The sequence below is a fragment of the Mycobacterium talmoniae genome, from assembly GCF_001854525.1.
Classification (GTDB): domain Bacteria; phylum Actinomycetota; class Actinomycetes; order Mycobacteriales; family Mycobacteriaceae; genus Mycobacterium; species Mycobacterium talmoniae.
Genome location: NZ_MLQM01000081.1, coordinates 1 through 21,485, shown reverse-complemented (window position 1 = coordinate 21,485; position 21,485 = coordinate 1). Strand labels below are relative to the sequence as shown.

Annotated in this window: 20 protein-coding genes and 1 tRNA gene; 8 read left to right on the top strand and 13 right to left on the bottom strand. The window is 69.7% G+C overall.

Translation table 11 applies throughout. From position 1 onward, the window contains the following. From cydC to BKN37_RS15330, 6 genes are all read right to left on the bottom strand, one after another. Positions 1-1,666: thiol reductant ABC exporter subunit CydC (cydC, locus tag BKN37_RS15355; RefSeq protein WP_083341816.1), on the bottom strand; the 1,666-nt coding region annotated here is incomplete at its 3' end. Next, complete coding sequence (gene cydD / locus BKN37_RS15350; RefSeq protein ID WP_071027333.1) at positions 1,653-3,266, bottom strand: thiol reductant ABC exporter subunit CydD; 1,614 nt, start codon at positions 3,264-3,266, stop codon at positions 1,653-1,655. The genes cydC and cydD, both read right to left, overlap by 14 nt. 50 nt (positions 3,267-3,316) lie before the next feature. Then, on the bottom strand, positions 3,317-4,357 hold the full coding sequence (gene cydB / locus BKN37_RS15345) for a cytochrome d ubiquinol oxidase subunit II (protein WP_071027325.1): 1,041 nt from the start codon (positions 4,355-4,357) through the stop codon (positions 3,317-3,319). Positions 4,358-4,377: 20 nt separating this feature from the next. Next, the gene (locus tag BKN37_RS15340; RefSeq protein WP_071027323.1) at positions 4,378-5,862 is read right to left on the bottom strand and encodes a cytochrome ubiquinol oxidase subunit I; all 1,485 of its coding nucleotides are present in this window, start codon (positions 5,860-5,862) and stop codon (positions 4,378-4,380) included. A gap of 97 nt (positions 5,863-5,959) precedes the next feature. After that, complete coding sequence (locus BKN37_RS15335; RefSeq protein WP_083341815.1) at positions 5,960-6,541, bottom strand: HdeD family acid-resistance protein; 582 nt, start codon at positions 6,539-6,541, stop codon at positions 5,960-5,962. A gap of 80 nt (positions 6,542-6,621) precedes the next feature. Beyond that, entirely contained in the window at positions 6,622-7,875 is a 1,254-nt protein-coding gene (locus tag BKN37_RS15330) for an alpha/beta hydrolase (RefSeq protein ID WP_071027321.1), read from the bottom strand. A 56-nt stretch (positions 7,876-7,931) separates the two neighbouring features. On the opposite strand from BKN37_RS15330, the gene macS reads away from it, so the two are divergent. Both macS and BKN37_RS15320 read left to right on the top strand, forming a co-directional pair. Continuing rightward, positions 7,932-9,080: a MacS family sensor histidine kinase gene (gene macS, locus BKN37_RS15325; RefSeq protein WP_071027319.1), complete on the top strand. Its 1,149-nt coding sequence runs from the start codon at positions 7,932-7,934 to the stop codon at positions 9,078-9,080. 19 nt (positions 9,081-9,099) lie between these two features. Next, a complete protein-coding gene (locus tag BKN37_RS15320; RefSeq protein WP_095407104.1) occupies positions 9,100-9,729 on the top strand; it encodes a response regulator in 630 nt (209 codons plus the stop codon). Between the two features lie 79 nt (positions 9,730-9,808). Here the strand turns inward: BKN37_RS15320 and BKN37_RS15315 are convergent, their stop codons facing one another. After that, positions 9,809-10,402, bottom strand: coding sequence for a TetR/AcrR family transcriptional regulator (locus BKN37_RS15315; protein ID WP_071027317.1), 594 nt, complete (start codon positions 10,400-10,402; stop codon positions 9,809-9,811). Between the two features lie 98 nt (positions 10,403-10,500). On the opposite strand from BKN37_RS15315, the gene BKN37_RS15310 reads away from it, so the two are divergent. Beyond that, complete coding sequence (locus BKN37_RS15310; protein WP_071027327.1) at positions 10,501-11,505, top strand: oxygenase MpaB family protein; 1,005 nt, start codon at positions 10,501-10,503, stop codon at positions 11,503-11,505. 85 nt (positions 11,506-11,590) lie between these two features. Next, positions 11,591-12,076, top strand: coding sequence for a Dps family protein (locus BKN37_RS15305; RefSeq protein WP_071027315.1), 486 nt, complete (start codon positions 11,591-11,593; stop codon positions 12,074-12,076). Between the two features lie 8 nt (positions 12,077-12,084). On the opposite strand, the gene BKN37_RS15300 is transcribed toward BKN37_RS15305, so the two are convergent. Together BKN37_RS15300 and BKN37_RS15295 are read right to left on the bottom strand one after the other, a co-directional pair. Continuing rightward, a complete protein-coding gene (locus tag BKN37_RS15300) occupies positions 12,085-13,395 on the bottom strand; it encodes an adenylate/guanylate cyclase domain-containing protein (RefSeq protein WP_423212799.1) in 1,311 nt (436 codons plus the stop codon). A gap of 51 nt (positions 13,396-13,446) precedes the next feature. After that, positions 13,447-13,520: transfer RNA gene (locus BKN37_RS15295), tRNA-Leu, on the bottom strand. Between the two features lie 99 nt (positions 13,521-13,619). On the opposite strand from BKN37_RS15295, the gene BKN37_RS15290 reads away from it, so the two are divergent. Beyond that, positions 13,620-14,246, top strand: a complete 627-nt coding sequence (locus BKN37_RS15290) for an ANTAR domain-containing response regulator (protein WP_071027311.1) — start codon at positions 13,620-13,622, stop codon at positions 14,244-14,246. Positions 14,247-14,276: 30 nt separating this feature from the next. Here the strand turns inward: BKN37_RS15290 and BKN37_RS15285 are convergent, their stop codons facing one another. The 3 genes from BKN37_RS15285 to BKN37_RS15275 all read right to left on the bottom strand — a co-directional run bounded on the left by BKN37_RS15285 (position 14,277) and on the right by BKN37_RS15275 (position 16,465). Then, positions 14,277-14,690 (bottom strand): hypothetical protein, encoded by a 414-nt coding sequence (locus tag BKN37_RS15285; RefSeq protein WP_071027309.1) that lies wholly within the window; start codon positions 14,688-14,690, stop codon positions 14,277-14,279. Positions 14,691-14,825: 135 nt separating this feature from the next. Further along, complete coding sequence (locus BKN37_RS15280) at positions 14,826-16,025, bottom strand: lipid-transfer protein (protein WP_071027307.1); 1,200 nt, start codon at positions 16,023-16,025, stop codon at positions 14,826-14,828. Further along, positions 16,022-16,465: a Zn-ribbon domain-containing OB-fold protein gene (locus BKN37_RS15275; RefSeq protein WP_071027305.1), complete on the bottom strand. Its 444-nt coding sequence runs from the start codon at positions 16,463-16,465 to the stop codon at positions 16,022-16,024. Before BKN37_RS15275 ends, BKN37_RS15280 begins: the two co-directional genes overlap by 4 nt. 132 nt (positions 16,466-16,597) lie before the next feature. Here BKN37_RS15275 and BKN37_RS15270 point away from each other — a divergent pair, with 132 nt between their 5' ends. Together BKN37_RS15270 and polA are read left to right on the top strand one after the other, a co-directional pair. Next, positions 16,598-16,885 (top strand): putative quinol monooxygenase, encoded by a 288-nt coding sequence (locus BKN37_RS15270; protein WP_071027302.1) that lies wholly within the window; start codon positions 16,598-16,600, stop codon positions 16,883-16,885. A 124-nt stretch (positions 16,886-17,009) separates the two neighbouring features. Further along, positions 17,010-19,673, top strand: a complete 2,664-nt coding sequence (gene polA / locus BKN37_RS15265; RefSeq protein WP_095407103.1) for a DNA polymerase I — start codon at positions 17,010-17,012, stop codon at positions 19,671-19,673. Here the strand turns inward: polA and BKN37_RS15260 are convergent. Beyond that, positions 19,670-20,812, bottom strand: coding sequence for a PrsW family intramembrane metalloprotease (locus tag BKN37_RS15260; protein ID WP_242657259.1), 1,143 nt, complete (start codon positions 20,810-20,812; stop codon positions 19,670-19,672). The two genes, polA and BKN37_RS15260, sit on opposite strands and share 4 nt — an antisense overlap. A 22-nt stretch (positions 20,813-20,834) precedes the next feature. Between BKN37_RS15260 and BKN37_RS15255 the strand changes: the two genes are divergently transcribed. Beyond that, the coding region (locus tag BKN37_RS15255; protein ID WP_131823614.1) for an LpxL/LpxP family acyltransferase at positions 20,835-21,485 on the top strand (651 nt) is incomplete at its 3' end.

The window sequence follows — 21,485 nt, the reverse complement described above, 5'->3', positions numbered from 1 at the left end:
CGAACGGGCGGTCCAGCGGCTGGCCCTGCAGCGGCGCCGGCTGCCAGCTCCAGGAGACCACGGTGCCCACGCTGCTCACCGGTACCATCTCGGTCAGCTGTTCATAGGTGACCGGGTCGTATTCGGCGGGCGGGACGGGGGCCTGCTCGGCGGGGGCGCGGGGGGCGCGGGTGGGTCCAACGAGCAGCCCACGCCGTGCCGGCGCGACCAGGGCCCGCGCCAGCGGCACGCGGCGGAGTTGACCCGCCGACAGCGCGTGCGCGCCGCCGGACAACACGGTGGCCAGCCCGTCGGGAAGGCCGGCCAGCCACGGGCCGAGCCCGACCCGGTCCAGCGCGGTGATCAGCTCGTCGTCGGCGCAGTCCCCGCGGGCCACCAGCAGGTTGTCCCGAACGGTGGTGGCGAAGATGTGCGCGTCCTCGGCAAAAAAGCCGACGGCGGTGCGCAATTCGGCCTCGTCCAGCTGGTGCAGCGCGGTACCGTCCAATGCCACCTCGCCCTCCAGCGGCGGCACCAGGCCGGCGAGGGTCATCAGCAGCGTCGTCTTGCCGGTGCCGCTGGGGCCGGTGACCGCGAGCCTGGCGCCGGGCGGCAGCTCCACGGCCACCTCGACCGCATGCTGCGCACGGTAACCGGTCCGCACCGCCGCCTCGAGCCGGCGGGTCGGTGCGGGCGAGGCCGGCACGGCGGCCGGGCGCGCGGCCGGAGTGTCTTCGGGCGTCAGGTCGAGCAGCCGGCGCGCGGCGATGCGCGACCGGGTCAGCTGGATCGCGGCGGCCGGCAACGCGGTGGTCGCCTCAAAGGCCGACAGCGGCAACAACATCAGCACCGCCAGCGTGGTGGGGGCGACCGCGGGTGCGATCGCGATCCCGGCCAGCAGCGCGCCCAGCACGCTGACCCCGATCGCGGCGGTGGGCATGGCCGCGGCGATCGCCGCGGGTTTCGCGGCGGCGTCGACGGCCTCGGCCCAGTCGTGTTGTCGGCGCTGGGATTCGGTGATCACCGCGGGCAGGACGCCGCCGATCCGCAGCTCGGGGGCGTGTTCCAGCGCCAGCATGGCCGACCTGTCACGGTCGGCGAGATGCTGTCGGGCAACCTCTTCCTGGGCGACGGCGGCCCGGGCGGACAGCCGCGGCGCCAGCACCCCGGCCACCAGCAGGCACACCGCCAAAACCGCGGCGGCGGCCGGGTTGATCAGCGCGATCGCCGTCACCGCGGCCACGCCGAGCGCCGCCGCGACCCCGATCGGCAGCAGGGCGCGCACCAAAACGTCGGCCAACTGGTCGACGTCGACACCCACGCGCGCCACCAGCTCCCCGCTGTGCAGCCGCGCGGTGACCGCCACCGGCCCGTGGGCCAACCGGTGGTAGATGTGCGTGCGGGCGGTGCCGGCGGCGCGCAGCGCGGTGTCGTGGGTGGCCAGCCGCTCGCAGTAGTGCAGGACGCCGCGAGCGATCGCGAATGCGCGCACCGCGACCACCGCGACCGACAGGTCCAGCACCGGGGGCATCTGCCAGGCGCGGGTGATCAGCCAGGCCGACACCCCGGCCAACGCCAACGCGCTGGACAGCGACAACACCCCCAACCCGATCGCCAGCAGCAGCCGGGGCAGCCGCGGCCGCAGCAGCGTCGCGGCCGCGGTCCGCAGCGGATCAGACCGGCGCATGCTGCACGTCGCTTTCGTGGCGCACCGTGACCACCTGGTCCCCGACGGCCAGGACCGGCTCGCGATGCCCGACCACCACCACCGTCGCCCCCGCCCGGGCCCGCGCGACCAGCGCCCGCAACACCCGCGCCTCGGTGGCCGGGTCCAGGTGCGCGGTCGGCTCATCGAGCAGCAGCACCGGCGCCGCCGACCCGAGCGCGCGGGCCAGGCCCAGCCGTTGCCGCTGCCCCAGCGACAGCCCCACCCCGCCGCGACCCAGCACGGTGTGCAGTCCGTTGGGCAGCTGCGCTACCACCTCATCGAAACCCGCTGCCGTGCAGGCGGTGTCGACATCGGCAAGGTCGCCGAACAGGGCCAGGTTGGCGGCGACGGTGCCCGGGATCAGGGCCGGGCGCTGCGGCAGCCAGGACAGTTGTGGCCACCATGCCGTGGGGTCGAGGTCGGCGATGTCGACGCCGGCCACCGTGATGTGACCCGCGGTCGGGGCGGTGAGCCCGGCGATGGCCGCGAGGGTGGTGGATTTTCCCGCGCCGTTCGGCCCGGTCAGCACGGTCAGCTGTCCGGGCTCGATCAGCGCGCTGAGCTCATCGGGGGCGTCGCCGTCCCGGCCGGCGACGCTGAGCCGCTCGATGCGGATCGCCGCGCCGCGCGCACCGACGGTGCGTCGTCCCCGCGCAGCTCGGGTCGGCTCGTCGATCAGCGCGAACGCCTTATCGGCCGCCGCGCGGCCGTCCTGGGCGGCGTGGAACTCCACCCCGATGCGGCGCAGCGGCCAATACACGTCCGGCACCAGCAGCAACACGGTCAGGCCGGCGGGCAGGCTCATGGCCCCGAACACCAACCGCAAACCGATGCTGACCGCGACCAGTGCCACCCCGAGCGTGGCCAGCAGTTCCAGCACCAGCGCGGACAGGAACGCGATCCGCAGGGTGGCCATCGCCGAACGGCGGTGCGCGGCTGAGAGTTCGGCGATGCGCCGCTCCGGGCCGGTGGCGCGCCCGAGCGCCCGCAGGGTGGGGATGCCGGCGATGAGATCCAGCAGCCGGGCCTGCAGCGCGGTCATCGCGTCCAACGCGGCCGCCGAACGTTCCGCGGTGGCCATGCCGATCAGCACCATGAAGAGCGGGATCAGCGGCAAGGTGACCGCCACGATCGCGGCCGCCTTCAGGTCGTAGACCGCGATCACCGCCGCGGTGGCCGGGGTCAGGATCGCGGCCAGCAGCAGCGCCGGCAGGTACCCGGTGAAATACGGGCGCAGGCCGTCGAGTCCGCGGGTCACCACCGTGGCCGCGGCGTCGCGGCGGTGTGCCAGCTCCCGCGGGTCCCGGGCGGTGACCGCGGCCAGCACCCGACCGCTCAGCTCGGCGATCACCGCGCTGGCGCCGCGCTGACCGACCCGGGCCTGCCACCAGTGCGCGGCGGTGCGCACGATCCACAGCACAACCAGCAGCGTCAACAGCGGTGCCCAGTCGCCGAGGCTGCGGGCCGACGGATCGGTGATCACGTGAGCGACGATGTGCGCCAACACGATCGCCGAGGCGACCGCGCAGCCCGAGATCACCACACCGCAGCCCACCGTGGCGACCAGCAGGCGGCGCACCGCCACCGAGGCCCGCCACAGGCGCGGGTCTAGCGGTGCGCGGCTGGCGTTCAGGATGCCTGCCTGGCCAGCCCGATCGACGCCGGAATCTGTTCAGCGGAGATCCGTTGCCGAAACACCCAATACGTCCAGCCCTGGTACACCATGGCCAGCGGGGCGAAGATCACCGCCGCCCACGTCATGATCTTGAGCGTGTACGGCGTCGACGACGCGTTGTAGATCGTCAGGCTCCAGTCCGGGTTCAACGTGGACGGCACCAGGTTCGGATACAGCGCACCGAACAGGATGGTGACCACCGCCGCCACCACCACCGCGGTGCACGCGAACGCCCAGCCGTCGGAGACCCGGCGCCACACCACCGCCACCGCGGCCAGCTGCGCCAGCACCGCGATCCCCAGCGCCAGCCAGGTCCACCCGGTGCCGTGCGCCACCTGGGTCCACACCCCGAAGACCGCGACCAGCGCCGTCACCGGCAGCGACAACCACACCGCGAACCGGTGCGCGTCGTCGCGGATCGCGCCGGCGGTCTTCACCGCTACGAACACCGCGCCGTAGAACAGGAACAACCCACCGGTGGCCAGCCCGCCCAGCAGGGTGTAGGCGTTGATCACGTCGGTGACCGACAGGTGCACCTGGTGGTCGGCGTCCACCGGCAGCCCGCGGACCAGCACCGCGAACGCCACCCCCCACAGGATCGCCGGCAGCCAGGACCCGGCGGCGATCCCGAAATCCGCCCAGGCCCGCCACTTTGGATCGTCGATCTTGCCGCGCCATTCGATCGCCACGACGCGCACGATCATCCCGAACAGGATCGCCAGCAACGGCAGGTACAGGGTGGAGAACACCGACGCGTACCAGCCGGGAAACGCCGCGAACATCGCGCCGCCGGCGGTGATCAGCCACACCTCGTTGCCGTCCCAGACCGGGCCGATGGTGTTCAGTGCGGCCCGGCGATGCGCCTCCGGGTCGCCGGCTCCCACCCGGCCGAACGGGGCCATCAGCATGCCCACCCCGAAGTCGAAGCCCTCCAGGATGAAAAACCCCAGGAACAGCACCGCAACCAGGATGAACCACAGTTCTTGAAGTCCCACGGGTTTGTACCTCCCTGCGTTCAGTAGGCAAACGACAGCGGCGCGACGTCGTCGGCGCCCGGCGGGGCGGGCGGCGCCGGTTCGGCATCGTGTTCCTGCGGTCCTTCGGCGATGTAGCGCTGCAGCAGCCAGAACCAGATCACCGCGAGCACCGCGTAGACCAGGGTGAACACCACCAGCGAGGTCACCACCATGCCGGCGGCGTGCCGCGACACCCCTTCGGCGACGGTGAGCCGGACATCCTGGTCGCCGGTCGGGTTGGGCACCACGACCCACGGCTGGCGGCCCATCTCGGTGAAGATCCATCCGGCGCTGTTGGCCAAAAACGGGGTGGGAATGGTCAGCAGCGCAAACCAGGAGAACCAGCGCTGATTCGGGATGCGCCCACTGCGGGTCAGCCACAACACGGTCAGCGCGAACAACACCGGAACCAGCAGCAGCCCGATCATCGCCCGGAACGACCAGTAGGTGACGAACAGATTGGGCCGGTAGTCGTTGGGGCCGAAGCGATCCACGTAGTTGCGCTGCATATCGCGCACACCCTGCAACGTCACGTCGTGAAACCGGCCTTCGGCCAAAAACGGCAGCACATAGGGCACTTCGATCACCCGGGTGAGGTGGTCGCAGTTGTTCTGCCTGCCTACGGTCAGCACGGAGAAATTGGGGTCGGTGGCGGTGTCGCACAACGACTCCGCCGACGCCATCTTCATCGGTTGCTGATGAAACATCAGCTTGCCCTGCGCGTCGCCGGTGAAAAACAAGCCGACCGCGGCAATCAACGCAACCCCGCAGCCCAGCAGGGCCGCCGGGCGATACATGGTGCGGGCGTCGGTGTCGGCGGCCGGCGCGTCGGTGTCGCCGGCGGCCACCCCGGCCCGGGAGCGGACCATCCACCAGGCGCACACCGCGGCCACGAAGGTCCCCGCCGTCAAGAACGCGCCGGCCACCGCGTGGGAAAACGCGGCTCGCGCAGTGTTGTTGGTGAACAGCGCCAGGATGCTGTCCAGCTCGGCGCGTTTGGTGGCCGGGTTGTAGTGGGCGCCGACCGGATGCTGCATAAACGAGTTGGCGGCGATGATGAAGAACGCCGACGCGTTGGTCGCGATCGCGACGATCCAGATACACACCAGATGCACCAGTCGGGGCAGCCGACCCCAGCCGAAGATCCACAGCCCGATGAAGGTGGATTCGAAGAAGAAGGCCGCCAGCCCCTCCATCGCCAACGGGGCGCCGAACACGTCGCCGACGAACCGCGAATACTCGCTCCAGTTCATCCCGAACTGGAATTCCTGCACGATCCCGGTGGCCACCCCGACCGCGAAGTTGATCAAAAACAGCTTGCCGAAGAACTTGGTCAGCCGATACCAGGCCGGGTTGCCGGTGGCCACCCACACCGTCTGCATCACCGCGACCAGGGGGGCCAGCCCGATCGTGAGCGGCACGAAGATGAAGTGGTAGACGGTGGTGATCCCGAACTGCCACCGCGACACGTCGACGACGTCCATCTGGCACCTCCCGGTTAGCTACGACGCAGTGTAGTAGTTGGGTCGGCTCGGCACTAGAGAACTGTTGTCTAGGTAACGGTGCGGTCCGTTCGGTGGGCTAGGGACCCGAGAGCACCTCGTCGACTTTCTTCGAGGCGCGACGGATGCCGAACGACGAGGCGATCTCGAAGACGCCGATGATCACCAGCCAGATACCGACGACCAGCGTGAGTATCCCCAGGGATTCGAAGGGTGAGGCGAGCATCACGATGCCGGCCAACAGGCTGATCACCCCGACGAAGATCTCCCAGCCACGCCCGGGCAGCCCCGGGTCGCTGATCGCCGAGACCGTGGTGGCCACGCCCCGGAAGATGAACCCGACCCCAATCCAGATCGCGAGCAACAGAATCGCGTAGCCCTCACCGAAGTGTCGGAAGCACAACACCGCCAACACCAGCGACGCCGCACCGCTGATGAACAACAGCACCCGCCCGCCGGCGGTGATATGCAAGCTGAACGCGAAAAACACCTGTGCGGCGCCGGTGACCAGCAGATAGACACCGAACAGGATCGCGGCGGCGATGATGCTATCGCCGGGCCAGACCAAGACCAGGACGCCCAGGATCAGCGCCAGCACGCCCGATACCAGGGTGGACTTCCACAGATGCGGCAACAAATTTGGCACAGCCGGAGTTTCCATGCCCCCAGTTTGACAGTTCCGGCAATTTTCGGCGGGGGTATTCGCTGCCTTATCGCGCCGTGTCCGCGCCGGGTCCCCGGTCAGGCCGAGCGGCGTGCCGCGCTTTGCGGAGCGTAGATCTCGGCGAGAAACTGCTCGACCGCCACCGCGGCGTGCGCCGCGCGCGGCGAACTGAAGATGTCGAACGCATGCTGGGCGTACGGCAACTCGGCGTAGACGACCGGCGCCGTGCTGTGTTCGCGCAGCCGCGCGGTGAAGCTACGCGCCTGCTCCACCGGGATCAGCGAATCGTTGGTGCCGTGCAGCACGAAAAACGGTGGCGCGTCGGGCGAGACGTAGCTGATCGGCGACGCCGCCTGGTACACGTCGGGAAACTTGCGCCGGCTCTGCTTGAACACGTAGCGCTGCACGGTCGGCACCAACTGCGGGTGCATCGAATCGTCGTCGCGGGTGAAGTCGTAGATGCCGTAGAACGGGACCGCGGCCTGCACCCGGGTGTCGGCGTCTTCGAAACCCGGCTGAAACTGCGGGTCGTTGGGGGTCAGCGCGGCCAGCGACGACAGGTGACCGCCGGCCGAGCCGCCGGTGATCGCGATCCAGTCCGGGTCGCCGCCGTACTCGGCGATGTGCTCCTTGGTCCAGGCGATCGCACGTTTGACGTCGACAATGTGATCCGGCCACGTCGAACGCGGGCTGAGCCGGTAGTTGATCGACACGCACACCCAGCCCAGCTCGGCCAGGTGGCTCAGCAACGGATGCGCCTGCCCGCGTTTGCTGCCCAGCATCCACGCGCCGCCGGGCACCTGCAGCAGCACCGGCGCGCGACCGCCGCGGTCCAGGTCGGGACGACGCCAGATGTCGAGATGGTTTCGGCTGCCGTAGGCGCCGTAGGCGACATCGGAGTCGTGGGCGTAGTCGCGGTAGATCCGCAGCATGCGCACCACCCCGGGTTTTTTGGCGGTCGCCCCGCCCGGTGCGGGCCGCTTCCAGATGTCGGCGGACGCGGTGCGCCGGTCGGTGCCCAGTTCGGCATCCAGCGCGGCCGTCAGCGGCGCATTGGACGCGCGCCCGGCGCGGTGCAGCCCGAGCAGCCCCAGCCAGGACAGGACGCTCACCAGCCAGGTGAAGCGCCGGACCCGCGGCGACAGCCGCCGCGACACCAGGGACAGCGCCGCCGACTGGGCGGCGATGAGCTGCAGCGGCAGCTCGCTGGCGAACAACCCCAACGCGAACGCATACAGCGACGGGTAGCCCCGTTTGGTCACCGGCCGGTACCCGTTGACGGTGAGGACGGCGCCGGTGAGGGAGACGAACATGGCGGCAAACTGCTTCATGGGGACCACTAAATCATCTGCGCCGACGGCCCCGCCCGGCCCCTTATGCTTTGCCCATGCTGGCGGATCGCGGGCCTGACCCGACGGCGCCGCTGTGGCGGGCCGCGCAGGTGTTCCGGCTGCTGAGCTGCGTGTACGCGCTGGGGTTTCAGATCGCGGTCAACTCGGATCTGCAGCGGCCGCTGCTGGCCTGGCTGCTGTTCGCGGTGTTGATCGGCTGGAGCGCGGCCTGCGCGGTCGCCTACCTGCGGGGGTTCGGCCGCCGGCCGGCCTGGGTGCTCGCCGAGCTCGCGGTGGTGGTGGCGCTGGTGTTGTCCACCGACGTGGTGGCCTCGCGGGCGTGGGCGCTGAGCAACCAGTCCTGGCCGACGACGTTGTGGGCCACCAACGCCACGGTGTCGGCGGCGATCCAATTCGGCTCGGTCGGCGGGATGCTGACCGGCCTGGCGGTGATGGCCGCCAGCGTCACGCTCAAGGGCCACGTCAACTACAACCTGGGCCGCGACGCGACGATCGTGATCGAGTTGGCCGTCGCCCTGGGGGTCGGGATGGCCGCCCAGACCGCGCGGCGCGCCCACGCCGAGCTCGAGCGGGCGGCCCGGCTGTCGGCGGCATTCCAGGAGCGGGAACGGGTGTCGCGCCGCGTGCATGACGGCGTGATCCAGGTGCTGGCGTTGGTCGCCAAGCGCGGCCGCGAAATCGGCGGCGCCACCGCGGAATTGGCGGAGTTGGCCGGGGAACAGGAGGGTGCGCTGCGCCGCTGGGTGACCTCGGTCGACGTCGACCACGACGGCGAGGCGACGGTGGTGGACCTGCGGACCTTGCTGAGTCGCCGGGAGGCCACCGGTGTCTCGATGAGTTTGCCGGGCACCGCGGTGCCGCTAGAGCGCGGTGTGGCCGTCGAGTTGGACGCCGCGGTGGGCAATGCCCTCGACAATGTCCGGTCCCACGCCGGGCCGGACGCCCGCGCATTCGTCTTGCTGGAAGATCTGGGGGATACCGTGACGGTCAGCGTTCGCGACGACGGCGTGGGGATCGCCGCCGGCCGGTTGGAGGAGGCGTCCCGGCAGGGCCGGGTCGGGGTCTCGAAGTCGATTGTGGGACGGCTGGTGTCGCTGGGCGGCACCGCGGAGCTGACCACCGACGTCGGCGAAGGAACCGAATGGGAGCTCAGCGTGCCGCGTCGAGGTGGTCGCCGTGGCTGATCCGGTGACGCTGTCGGTGATGGTGGTCGACGACCATCCGATCTGGCGGGACGCGGTGGCCCGCGACCTGGCCGAGGACGGGTTTACCGTGGTCGCCACCGCCGACGGGGTGGCCGCGGCGCGGCGCCGGGCCGCCGTGGTCAAGCCCGACGTAGTGGTGATGGATATGCAATTGGCCGACGGCAACGGCGCGCAGGCCACCACGGAGGTGCTGACGGTGTCGCCGGCCACCCGTGTGCTGGTGCTGTCGGCCTCCGACGAACGCGACGACGTGCTGGACGCCGTCAAGGCCGGCGCGACCGGGTATCTGGTGAAAAGCGCGTCGAAAACCGAACTGGCCGAGGCGGTGCGGGCCACCGCCGCCGGGCGTGCGGTGTTCACCCCGGGGCTGGCCGGTTTGGTGTTGGGGGAGTACCGGCGCATCGCGGCCGAACCCGATGCCGGGCCGGGCGCGCCGCGGCTGTCCGCACGGGAAACCGAAGTGCTGCGCTATGTCGCGAAGGGATTATCGGCCCGGCAGATCGCCACGAAGCTGTCGCTGAGCCATCGCACCGTGGAAAACCATGTCCAGGCGACGTTTCGGAAGCTGCAGGTCGCCAACCGGGTGGAGTTGACCCGGTACGCCATCGAGCACGGGCTGGACAAGTAACCCCGGCGAGCAGACGCAGATTCGCACGCCGGGGACGGCGGGAGTGCGAATCTGCGTCTGCTCGCGGAGGTGGCCCGCGTCAGCGCGGCGGCGCCACCAGCCGGACGGCGTGCTCGGTCACCGCGTCCAGGTCGTCGCCGAGGTTGCCGGCCAGCCACTGCTGGGCGAGCTCGGCCATCGCGCCGGTATACATCGCCGCACCGACCTGCGCGGCCACCGGGTCGGCGTGCGGATCGACCTCGGTGAGCACCAGCTCGCGCAGCCCCTCCTGCGCGATCGCCCGCCGACCCACCAGCACCGGGTTGGCACGGGCCTCGGTGAACAGCACCCGGCCCCGGCGCGGATCGGCCGAGCTGAACCCGAGCACCGCACGCACCCCGGCCCGCATCCGCGCCCGATCGTCGTCGCCCGCCGCGGTCACCGCAGCTTCGACCTGCGCGATCAACTCGGCGGCCACCCGGTCGTACACCGCGCCGAGCAACTCGTCGGTGTCGGTGAAGCTCTCGTAGAAGTAGCGGGTGTGCAGGGCGCATTCGCGGCACACCGACCGCACCGACACCGCGGCCTCGCCGCCGGCCCCGAACAGGCGAAACGCGGCGTCGATCAGCAGCCCACGCCGCTCGGCCCGGCGGTCGGTCAACGACACGCCGGCCCAGCGGGTCGGGCTCGACATCGACCCAGCCTATCTTTCCCAAGGTCTGGCCACGGGTGTATCCAGACGAGTATCGTGACAACGGGCGTATTCAAAACCGGAAAGGGCTCGTCATGCAGATCGTGTTGCCGCATCAGCTGCTCGGACATCAGCTCAACGGGTTCTTCGACAAGCAGGTGCGCAGCCGCTATTTCCGCGGCCTGGAGTTCGCCGGCCCGGCCGGTGATCCGGGCTGGTTCGGGCCGGGCAGCGCGGTGTGGCACGTGCACTCCCACTTCCCGGCGCTGCTGTTCGGGCTGCAATGCGCGGCCTACATCGAGCGGTTCGATCCCAGCATCTTCTGGATGGGCGTCGACCACTCCCGCATCGTCGAGCGCGATGAAACCGGGGAGGTGACCGGGCGGATCGATCCCGAAGGCGCCAAAGTGCGGCTGGGACACTCGTTGTCGTTCTTCATCGCCACCGCCTACGGCTCCACCGAGACCGCCGAGCGGGCCGCCCGCACCGTCCGGTCGATGCACCACACCGTCAAGGGCGTGCGGCCGGACGGGCTGCCCTACGACGCCGACGACCCGGATTGGCTGCGCTGGAACTACGCGACGGTGGTCTGGGGGATCGCCACCGCGCACGAGCTGTATCACCCGCAACCGCTGCGCGGGGCCAAGCTCGACCGCTACTACGGCGAATTCGTCCGGGTCGGACAGGCGTTGGGCGGCACCGACCTGCCGGCGACCAAGGCCGAGACGCTGGAGTGCCTGGAGGCGTATCTGCCGCGGTTGGCGATCACCCACGGCACCGCGATGGCGACCGGGTCGAATGTTCGCCCGACGGGTCCGCTGGGCCCGATCGGCCCGGCGTTGGATTGGGCCATCCGCGACACCCTGCCGAAATGGGCGGCCGCGATGGTGATGCACCAGTCACCCAACCCCATCGAGCGGACCGCGCGGCGCACCGCGATGTGGACCTTGATCAACGGACTGCACACCGCGATGGGGCCGCTGCCGGAGTTCCGGGCCGCGCAGGCCCGGGTGGCCCACGGCACCAGCTGCGCGCACACGATGCCCAGCTATGTGCCCGGCACCGATCCGGAGCAAAGCCGGGAGCGGGTCGAACAGCTGGTGTGAGTGACCAAGCCGACATCGTCGACCGCAATATTCGCGCTGGTGGGCCCGTTGGACCAGGCATTGCCAACGGGAAAGGACAGCAGCGATGACCAACCGCCGAACCGACGCCGATGTGCAGGGCTTCCACGTCTCCGAAACGTTCACCGCGCACCTGCAGCAGGTGTTAGTGGACCTCATTGAACTGCATCTGCAGGGTAAGCAGGCGCACTGGAACGTCGTGGGGACCAACTTCCGTGACCTGCACCTGCAACTCGACGAGCTCGTCGACTTCGCCCGCGAGGGCAGTGACACCATCGCCGAGCGGCTGCGGGCGCTGGACGCGGTGCCCGACGGCCGCTCCGACACCGTCGCCGCCACCACCACGTTGCCGCAGTTCCCGGCCTATGAGCGCAGCAGCACCGACGTGGTCGACCTGATCAGCACCCGTATCTACGCGACGGTGGCCACGCTGCGCGGCGTGCACGACGCCGTCGACGCCGAGGACCCCAGCACCGCCGACCTGCTGCACGAGCTGATCGACGGACTGGAGAAGCAGGCCTGGCTGATCAAGTCGGAGAACCGCAAGGTGTAACGGGTGCCTCACCGTGCGTCGGCGCGGTGGGGCACCTCCGGGCGGCGGCCGTCGGTGTCGACGGCGGGCCGGCGGCCGGTCAGATACCAGGTGTGCATGATGCCCTTGCCCTTGACCGCGACGTCGCCGCGTTCCTCGAAAACAAAGGCATGCCGCAGCCGTTCGTAGACGTCCTGCGGCACCTGAATGCGGCCCGCGGTGTCGGTCGACTCCATCCGGGAGGCGACGTTGACGGCGTCGCCCCACACGTCGTAGAAGAAGCGGCGCGTGCCCACCACCCCGGCCACCACCGGCCCGGCCGCCAGACCGATGCGGATCCGCAGCGGGCGTCCGTGCGGATCCTGCATCACGGCGACGGCCTCGGCCATGTCCAGGGCCAGATTCGCCAGCGCGTCAAGGTGATCCGGGCGGGGGATGGGCACCCCGCTGACCACCATGTACGAGTCGCCGCTGGTTTTGACCTTCTCCAGCCGGTGTTTCTCGGCGATCAGGTCGAAATCGGTGTACAGCAGGTCCAGGAAGCGGACCAGGTCGGCCGGGGTGGTGTCGCTGGCGTTTTCGGTGAAGTCGGCGATGTCGGCGAACAGGATCGACGCGTCGTCGTATTTGTCGGCGATGACGGCGCGGGCCGGGTCCTTCAACCGCTCGGCGATGCTGGCGGGCAACATGTTGGCCAGCAGTGCCTCGGACCGTTCGTATTCGGCCTCCATGGCCGCCTCGGCGCGGGCGGTCTCGCGCAGCGTGTACCAGACCGTCGCCACCACCATCACGCACGACGAGATGATCGTGAACACGAAACTCACCGTCTGCGCCCAGGCCGGCGCGGCCCCGGTGTCCGTCGGCGCCAAGAACTGCAACACGATCGTCAACGCCGCGCCCAGCGCGGCCAGGCTGGCCGCCAGCACGATGTGCTCCACGCCGAGGATCAACACCACCAGCGTCGCGGACACCAAGAAGTAGAACTGGGCGCCAGCTCCGGTACCCACCGCCCAAGCGATGACGAAGATCGCGACGTAGGCCACGCCGATGAAGGTCAGCGGGCCGACCAGCTCACCGTATTTGTACAGCTTCGGCGTCACCGCGAAAATCACCGCGGTAGCCAGGTTGATCAGGCCGATCCACCACAGCGCGTTGCCGGTGAACAACTGCATTACGCCGAAGATGGTGGTGATCGTTGCGCCGATCCAGGCCGTGATCTTGAGGACCCGCATCCGCCGCGTCGATCCCTCGGCCCAGTGCTGGGTGCGGGCCGGGACGCAGTGCGACCGTCGGTAGGGACTCTCGGCCACCACCGACGCAGCGCAGCCGCGCCTGATCACGTGCCCAGCCTAGCCTGGTGAGCTGGATGTTTGTCCGGATAGTGACGGGAGTGCCCTCGGTGAGATTCGAACTCACACTGTACGGGTTTTGAATCCGTTTCCTCTGCCAGTTGGGATACGAGGGCGTGCGGCTGTGCGGTCCTCCACCATAGTCGATGGCAGCTGGGTGAACTCGCGGTGACCCCGGCGTCGCTGATCAGCGCCACTCGCGACAGAATGACGTCATGACCGGCCCCACGACCGACACCGACGCCCCCACCACGCATCGGGTTCTGATCGCCGAAGACGAGACGCTCATCCGGATGGATTTGGCCGAGATGCTGCGCGAAGAGGGCTATGACGTGGTCGGGGAGGCCGGCGATGGCCAGGAGGCCGTCGACCTGGCCGAGCAGCTCCGGCCGGACCTGGTGATCATGGACGTCAAGATGCCCCGCCGCGACGGCATCGACGCGGCGTCGGAGATCGCCAGCAAGCGCATCGCCCCGATCGTGGTGCTGACGGCGTTCAGCCAGCGCGACTTGGTCGAACGGGCCCGCGAGGCCGGCGCGATGGCGTACCTGGTGAAGCCGTTCTCGATCAGCGACCTGATCCCGGCCATCGAACTGGCGGTGGGCCGGTTCAGTGAGATCGCCGCGCTGGAACGCGAAGTCGCCAGCTTGTCGGAGCGGTTGGCGACCCGCAAGCTCGTCGAGCGCGCCAAGGGGCTGCTGCAGGCCAAACAGGGCCTGACCGAGCCGGAGGCGTTCAAGTGGATCCAGCGCGCCGCGATGGACCAGCGCACCACGATGAAGCGGGTGGCTGAGGTGGTGGTGGAAACCCTCGGCGCCCCGGAACCCGGCACCGAGTCCTGACGTGGTGTCGGCGGTTAGCCGATCGCCTGACTAGGCGGCGCCGCAGATCTTCCAGCCGTTTTCACGCACCATGTGAAACGTGTCGACCTGCCCAAGTTGATCCGTCTGGGTCACGTCGGCAGTGTTACCCATGACCGTCACCGACATGATCGTGGCGTAGTTCGGCCCGCCCCGATCGCGAATGCCCTGCAGGACGGCGGTGTTGACGTGACGGAGCCTCGCGCACTGGTTACCGAGCCAGGTGTTCCAGTCCGATCTGTTGTAGGCATCGATTGAGGCCAGGAAAACCTGGCGTATTTGAGCCTCATCGGAGGTGTTACTGGCCGCCGGCCGCGGAGGCGGGGGCGGGGGCTCGATCGACTCCAATGTCGGCGGCGCCGCCGGATCGGCCCGCGCCGGCGACCACGCCAGCGGCCCAGACATCGACACGGCGCAGGTCAGCACCGCCGCGCTAGCACCAGCAACAATGCGTGAGACCGCCGTCAATGTGACCTCCGGATGGCCTAGCGCGAGGGCGCGCAAATGTACGGCTAGACCCTACTGGCGGCGTACATTTGCGCACGCTCGCGGGCGAAAGCCTCAGCGGGCGACGATGACCGAGGAGCCGTGCCCGAACAGGCCCTGGTTGGCGGTGACGCCGACGGTGGCGCCCTCAACCTGGCGCCCGGTGGCCGTCCCCCGCAGCTGCCAGGTCAGCTCGCACACCTGCGCGATCGCCTGGGCGGGAATGGCCTCACCGAAGCAGGCCAGCCCACCGGACGGGTTGACCGGCACTTTGCCACCGATCGTGGTGGCGCCGCTGCGCAGCAGCGCCTCGCCCTCGCCCTTGGCGCACAACCCCAGGTGCTCGTACCAGTCGATCTCCAGCGCGGTGGACAGGTCGTAGACCTCGGCCAGGCTGACGTCCTCGGGCCCGATCCCGGCTTCGGCGTAGGCGGCGTCCAGGATCTGGTCCTTGAACACCCGCTCCGGTGCGGCCGCGACGGCGGTGGAATCGGTTGCAATGTCCGGCAATTCGGGCAGGTGCTGGGGGTAGCGCGGGGTGACGGTGCTGATCGCGCGCACCGACGGCACCCCGTCCAGCGAACCCAGGTGCTTGCGGGCGAACTCCGCGCTGGCCACGATCAGCGCGGCCGCGCCGTCGGAGGTGGCGCAGATGTCGAGCTGGCGCAGCGGGTCGGCGACCACCGGGCTGGCCAGCACGTCCTCCACCGCGGATTCCTTGCGGTAGCGGGCATTCGGGTTCTGCAGGCCGTGCCGGGAGTTCTTCACCTTCACCTGGGCGAAGTCCTCGGAGGTGGCGCCGTACAGATCCATCCGGCGCCGGGCCAGCAACGCGAAGTACACCGGGTTCATCGCCCCGATCAGGTGGAACCGCTGCCAGTCCGGGTCGTTCTTGCGTTCCCCGCCGACCGGGGCGAACGCGCCCTTGGGGGTGGTGTCGGCGCCGATCACCAGCGCCACGTCGCAGAACCCGGCCAGGATCTGGGCGCGGGCGCTCTGCAGCGCCTGCGAACCGGACGCGCAGGCGGCGTACGACGACGACACCGGCACCCCGTTCCAGCCCAGCTTCTGGGCGAACGTCGAGCCGGCGATGAAGCCCGGGTAGCCGTTGCGGATGGTGTCGGCGCCGGCCACTAGCTGGATCTGCCGCCAGTCCAGACCGGCCTCGGCCAGCGCGGCGCGGGCGGCGACCACCCCGTACTCGGTGAAGTCGCGACCCCACTTGCCCCACGGGTGCATGCCCGCACCGAGGATGTACACCGGCTGGGGGGTCATGCGGCCACCTTCTTCCACGCGTAGACGAGGCGCTCGACCCCGTCGTCGTCGGTGTATAGCGGCATGGTGGTCAGCTCCATCTCCATGCCGACCTTCAGGTCCGCGGCCAGCGTGCCGTCGACCACCTTGCCCAGCACGATCAGGCCCTCGTCGGCCAGCTCGACCGCGGCGATCGCGAACGGCTCGAACGGGTCCGGCGCCGGGTAGGGGGCCGGCGGCGGGTAGCGGTTTTCGGTGTAGCTCCACACCGTGCCGCGCCGCGACAGCGGCACCGGCTCGAGCACGTCGCCGTCACAGGCAGGGTTGGGGCAGTTATTGGCGCGCGGCGGGAACACATAGGTGCTGCACTGCGGGCACTTGGCGCCGATGAGATGGGTTTGACCGGATTCGTCGGTGGCGAACCACCCGTCGATGGCCGGTTGCGAGGCTACGTCTGGCACCCGGTCAGCGTACCGAGAACCGCGGAGAAACTGAAACGTGTTCCAGTTTTGCCGCCTGGCGATGCCGACGATCAGTTCGGCACTCGAGGATGGTCAGACCCTGAAACACCGTCGAGCAAACCGGGAGCGGGAATGGTAATCGTCGCGGGCCACCTTATCGTCAAGCCCCAGCAGCGTGAGAGCTACTTAAATGGGTGCGTCTACGTCGTGCAGCGGGCCCGGCAAGCACCGGGGTGTCTGGACTTCTCGGTTTCGGCTGATCTGATCGACCCTGGGCGGGTCAACGTGTTCGAGCGCTGGGAGTCTCAGGCAGCCGTCAATGCATTCCGCGGCGGCGGTCCGAGCGACGGGCAGCGAGACGCCCTCGTGTCGGCGTCGGTCACCGAGTACGACATAACCGCTGAGCGGCGGCTGGTCTGAGCCGCATGCGCGGCGCCACCATCCGACGTCTGCCGGGGTGCCTAGAGTTAGGTCCGTGAGCCCAGCCAAGACCGCCAGCGCCAAGGCGACCGCCGACCCGTCCGCGCCCGCCAAGCCCACGCTCATGCTGCTGGACGGCAATTCGCTGGCGTTCCGGGCGTTCTACGCGCTGCCGGCGGAGAACTTCAAGACGCAGGGCGGCCTGACCACCAACGCGGTCTACGGCTTCACCGCCATGTTGATCAACCTGCTGCGCGACGAAACCCCCACCCATATCGCCGCCGCGTTCGATGTGTCCCGGCAGACCTTCCGCGCCGAGCGGTACCCGGAGTACAAGGCCAACCGGTCGGCCACCCCCGACGAGTTCCGCGGCCAGATCGACATCACCAAGGAAGTGCTGGGCGCGTTGGGCATCACCGTGCTCGCCGAGGCGGGCTTCGAGGCCGACGACCTGATCGCCACCCTGGCCACCCAGGCCGAGAAGGAGGGCTACCGGGTGCTGGTGGTCACCGGGGACCGGGATTCGCTGCAGCTGGTCAGCGACGACGTCACCGTGCTGTACCCGCGTAAGGGGGTCAGCGAGCTGACCCGGTTCACCCCGGAGGCGGTGGTCGAAAAATACGGGCTGACCCCGGCGCAGTACCCGGATTTCGCCGCGCTGCGCGGCGACCCCAGCGACAACCTGCCCGGCATCCCCGGGGTGGGGGAGAAGACCGCCACCAAATGGATCGCCGAATACGGCTCGCTGCAGGGCCTGGTCGACAACGTTGACACGGTCAAGGGCAAGGTCGGCGACGCGTTGCGGGCCAACCTGGCGGCGGTGGTGCTCAACCGCGAACTCACCGACTTGGTGAAGGACGTGCCGCTGGCGCAGACCCCGGACACCCTGCAGATGAAGCCGTGGGACCGTGACCACATCCACCGGCTCTTCGACGACCTGGAGTTCCGGGTGCTGCGCGACCGGCTGTTCGACACGCTGGCGGCCGTCGAACCCGAGGTCGACGAGGGCTTCGATGTGCGCGGCGGCGCGCTGGCCCCGGGCACGGTGGCGGCGTGGCTGGCCGAGCACGCCAGCGACGGTCGGCGGGCCGGGCTGGCGGTGGTCGGCACCCACCTGGCCTACGACGGTGACGCCACCGCGCTGGCGATCGCCGCCGCCGACGGCGACGGCGGCTACCTCGACACCGCGGCCCTGACCCCCGACGACGATGCCGCGCTGGGCGGCTGGCTGGCCGACCCGGCGCAGCCCAAGGCGCTGCACGAGGCCAAGCTGGCCATGCACGACCTGGCCGGGCGGGGTTGGACGCTGGCCGGGGTCACCTCCGACACCGCGCTGGCCGCCTACCTGGTGCGGCCCGGGCAGCGCAGCTTCACCCTCGACGACCTGTCGCTGCGGTATCTGCGTCGTGAGCTGCGCGCCGAAACCTCTGAGGACCAACAGCTTTCGCTGCTCGACGACAGCGACGGCGAGGATGTCCAAGCGGTGCAGACGGTGATCCTGCGGGCCCGTGCGGTGGTCGACCTGGCCGACGCGCTGGACGACGAACTGGCCCGGATCGACTCGGCCGCGCTGCTGTCCGAGATGGAGCTGCCGGTGCAGTCGGTGCTGGCCGGGATGGAGACCGCCGGCATCGCGGTCGACCTCGACCGGCTGCAGGCGCTGCAAAGCCAATTCGGTGACCAGATCCGCGACGCCGCCGAAGCCGCCTACGCGGTCATCGGTGAACAGATCAACCTGGGCTCGCCCAAACAGCTGCAGACGGTGCTGTTCGACAAGCTGGAGATGCCCAAGACCAAACGCACCAAGACCGGCTACACCACCGACGCCGACGCCCTGCAGTCGCTGTTCGACAAGACCGGGCACCCGTTCTTAGAGCACCTGCTGCGTCACCGCGACGTCACCCGGCTCAAGGTCACCGTGGACGGCTTGTTGAAGTCGGTGGCCGGAGATGGTCGGATTCACACCACCTTCAACCAGACCATCGCGGCGACCGGCCGGCTGTCGTCGACCGAACCGAACCTGCAGAACATCCCGATCCGCACCGAGGCCGGCCGGCTGATTCGCGACGCGTTCGTGGTCGGCGACGGCTACACCGAGCTGATGACCGCCGACTACAGCCAGATCGAGATGCGCATCATGGCGCACCTGTCGAAAGACGACGGCCTGATCGAGGCCTTCAACACCGGGGAAGATTTGCACTCGTTCGTGGCGTCCCGCGCCTTCTCGGTGCCGATCGAGGAGGTGACCCCCGAGCTGCGCCGCCGGGTCAAGGCGATGTCCTACGGGTTGGCCTACGGGCTGAGCGCCTACGGGCTGTCGCAGCAGCTGAAGATCTCCACCGAAGAGGCCAAGGACCAGATGGACGCCTACTTCGCCCGGTTCGGCGGGGTGCGTGACTACCTGCACGCGGTGGTCGATCAGGCCCGCAAGGACGGCTACACCTCGACGGTGCTGGGCCGGCGCCGCTACCTGCCGGAACTCGACAGCAGCAACCGGCAGGTCCGGGAGGCCGCCGAGCGGGCCGCGCTCAACGCCCCGATCCAGGGCAGCGCCGCCGACATCATCAAGGTGGCGATGATCGAGGTGGCGCAGGCACTGCAGCAGGCCGGCCTGGCGTCACGGATGCTGCTGCAGGTGCACGACGAGCTGCTGTTCGAGGTCGCCGAGGGGGAGAGGGAGCCGCTGGAGGCGCTGGTCCGCGACAAGATGGGCGGCGCCTACCCGCTCGACGTGCCGCTGGAGGTGTCGGTGGGCTACGGCCGGTCCTGGGACGCCGCCGCGCATTAGCGCGGCATGGCCGGCACCCGGTAGGCAGCCAGCCACTGCAAGATCGGTGCCGCCCACCGGGCCGCGACGACCGCCTGCACCTGCTCGTTTTGCAGCGCAAACACTCGCTGATCACCGAAGCCGCGGTCGATGCGGTCCCGCACGAAGGCCAACTCGACGACCTGGGCGGAGAAATTCTTGACCGCCGTGCCGGCGGGCGGGCCGCCCATCCGCGTGGCGGTGGCGATCGCCAGCTTCCGGTCGCGCATCGAGCCCAGCCAGGTGGCTTCGTTGGGGGTGATCAGGCCGGCCGCCACCATGCCGGGCAGTTTGTCGGCCACGACGTGCTGCTCTCGGCGGCGGCTGACCAGGCCCAGGGTGATCGCCAGCCCGAACAGCGGCATCATCCAGAACACGTAGATCAAGAAGTACGCCCCCGCCCCCAGTAGGGCGGAGCCGTTCCAGGACGCGTGCAGCAGCACCGCGGCGGCGTAGCCGGCCAGCACGCAGCCGATCTTGGCGGCGATATGGCGTTGGCGGAGCGCGAAAAACACCCCGATCCCAGTCATCGTGGTGAACAGCGGATGGGCGAACGGCGCCATCACCAGCCGCATCGCCGCGGTGAGCAGCGAGTGGGCCAGTGTGTCGGCGTCGGCGATGTACAAGATGTCTTCCAGCCAGGCGAACCCCGCCGCGGTGATCCCGGCGTAGACCAGGCAGTCGGTCAGCGAGTTCATCTCGTTGCGGCGCCGGCCGGTCATCATGACCACCAGGAACAGGCCCTTGGCGGCCTCCTCGATCAGCGGTGCGCCGACCGCGATGGACGCGGCGCTGGGCGTTTTGGCGCCGGGCGCGATCCAGGACTCGAGCGACAGTTCCAGCAGCACCGACACCACCACGGCCAGCGACGCTCCCCACCCGAACGCCAGCAGCAGCAGCCGCGGCGGCTCCGGCTCCCACCGGTCCAGCCACAGGTAGGCGAGCAGCACCACCGCGATGCCCAGGCTGGACAGCACGAACCCGATCGCGGTGCCGACCGGGTTGGCCGCGGTCAACAGGATCACGATCAGGCCGGCCACGATGCCGAAGGCGATGAGCACGCCCAGCGGTGCACCGACTTTGCGGATGCGCCTGGGCGGCAGCGGCGGGTAGTACGTCACCAGCGAACCTTAAACTGTCGGGATGTCCGAGCCCGCCGGGCCGACGCGGGCCCCGCTGCTGTTCCGGTACCTCGCGCTGCTGGCCTCCACCGCCTCGCGGGCGCTGCCCGCCCGGCTCATCGACGCCATGTCGGCGGTGCTGGCCCGGCTGGTGTATTGGAAGGGCCATGCCCTGCATTCGCAGGTCCTGCAGGACTTCCGCGACCACGTCGACCCGACGGCCCAGCTGTCGGCCCGTAAATGGCATCCGGTCCGGGCCATGTACCGCGCGTTGGTGCGCAACCTCAACGACGGCGTCTGGTTTCTCACCGCGTCCCGCGCGGCCGCGCAGCGCCGGTTCGCGATCGCGGACCCCGCCCCGATCGTCGCCGCCCTCGACGCCGGCCGCCCGGCGGGCCTGGGCGCGCTGGTGGTGTTCCCGCACCTGGGCTCGTATGCGTCGCTGCCGGTGGTCCTCGCCCTCAATGAGGTGCCCACCACCGTGGTCGCCAACCGGCAGCCGGGCCTGATGCAGTGGGTGATCACCCGCGGGGCGCGCAAGGCCGGATTGGAATTGGTGGTGGTGGACCGCACCGGGGGCGCCTCCATCACCGCGGCGATGGAGGACGCCATCCGGCGCGGTCGCGTCGTGGTGGTCGCCGGCGACTATTTCCGGGCCCGGGAGGGCGGCGGC

Excerpts from the sequence above, each read along its gene's own strand:
- BKN37_RS15340 (WP_071027323.1), bottom strand. The coding sequence starts at position 5,862 with ATGGACGTCGTCGACGTGTCGCGGTGGCAGTTCGGGATCACCACCGTC.
- BKN37_RS15335 (WP_083341815.1), bottom strand. The coding sequence starts at position 6,541 with ATGGAAACTCCGGCTGTGCCAAATTTGTTGCCGCATCTGTGGAAGTCC.
- BKN37_RS15330 (WP_071027321.1), bottom strand. The coding sequence starts at position 7,875 with ATGAAGCAGTTTGCCGCCATGTTCGTCTCCCTCACCGGCGCCGTCCTC.
- macS (WP_071027319.1), top strand. The coding sequence starts at position 7,932 with ATGCTGGCGGATCGCGGGCCTGACCCGACGGCGCCGCTGTGGCGGGCC.
- BKN37_RS15320 (WP_095407104.1), top strand. The coding sequence starts at position 9,100 with ATGGTGGTCGACGACCATCCGATCTGGCGGGACGCGGTGGCCCGCGAC.
- BKN37_RS15315 (WP_071027317.1), bottom strand. The coding sequence starts at position 10,402 with ATGTCGAGCCCGACCCGCTGGGCCGGCGTGTCGTTGACCGACCGCCGG.
- BKN37_RS15305 (WP_071027315.1), top strand. The coding sequence starts at position 11,591 with ATGACCAACCGCCGAACCGACGCCGATGTGCAGGGCTTCCACGTCTCC.
- BKN37_RS15290 (WP_071027311.1), top strand. The coding sequence starts at position 13,620 with ATGACCGGCCCCACGACCGACACCGACGCCCCCACCACGCATCGGGTT.
- BKN37_RS15280 (WP_071027307.1), bottom strand. The coding sequence starts at position 16,025 with ATGACCCCCCAGCCGGTGTACATCCTCGGTGCGGGCATGCACCCGTGG.
- BKN37_RS15270 (WP_071027302.1), top strand. The coding sequence starts at position 16,598 with ATGGTAATCGTCGCGGGCCACCTTATCGTCAAGCCCCAGCAGCGTGAG.
- polA (WP_095407103.1), top strand. The coding sequence starts at position 17,010 with ATGCTGCTGGACGGCAATTCGCTGGCGTTCCGGGCGTTCTACGCGCTG.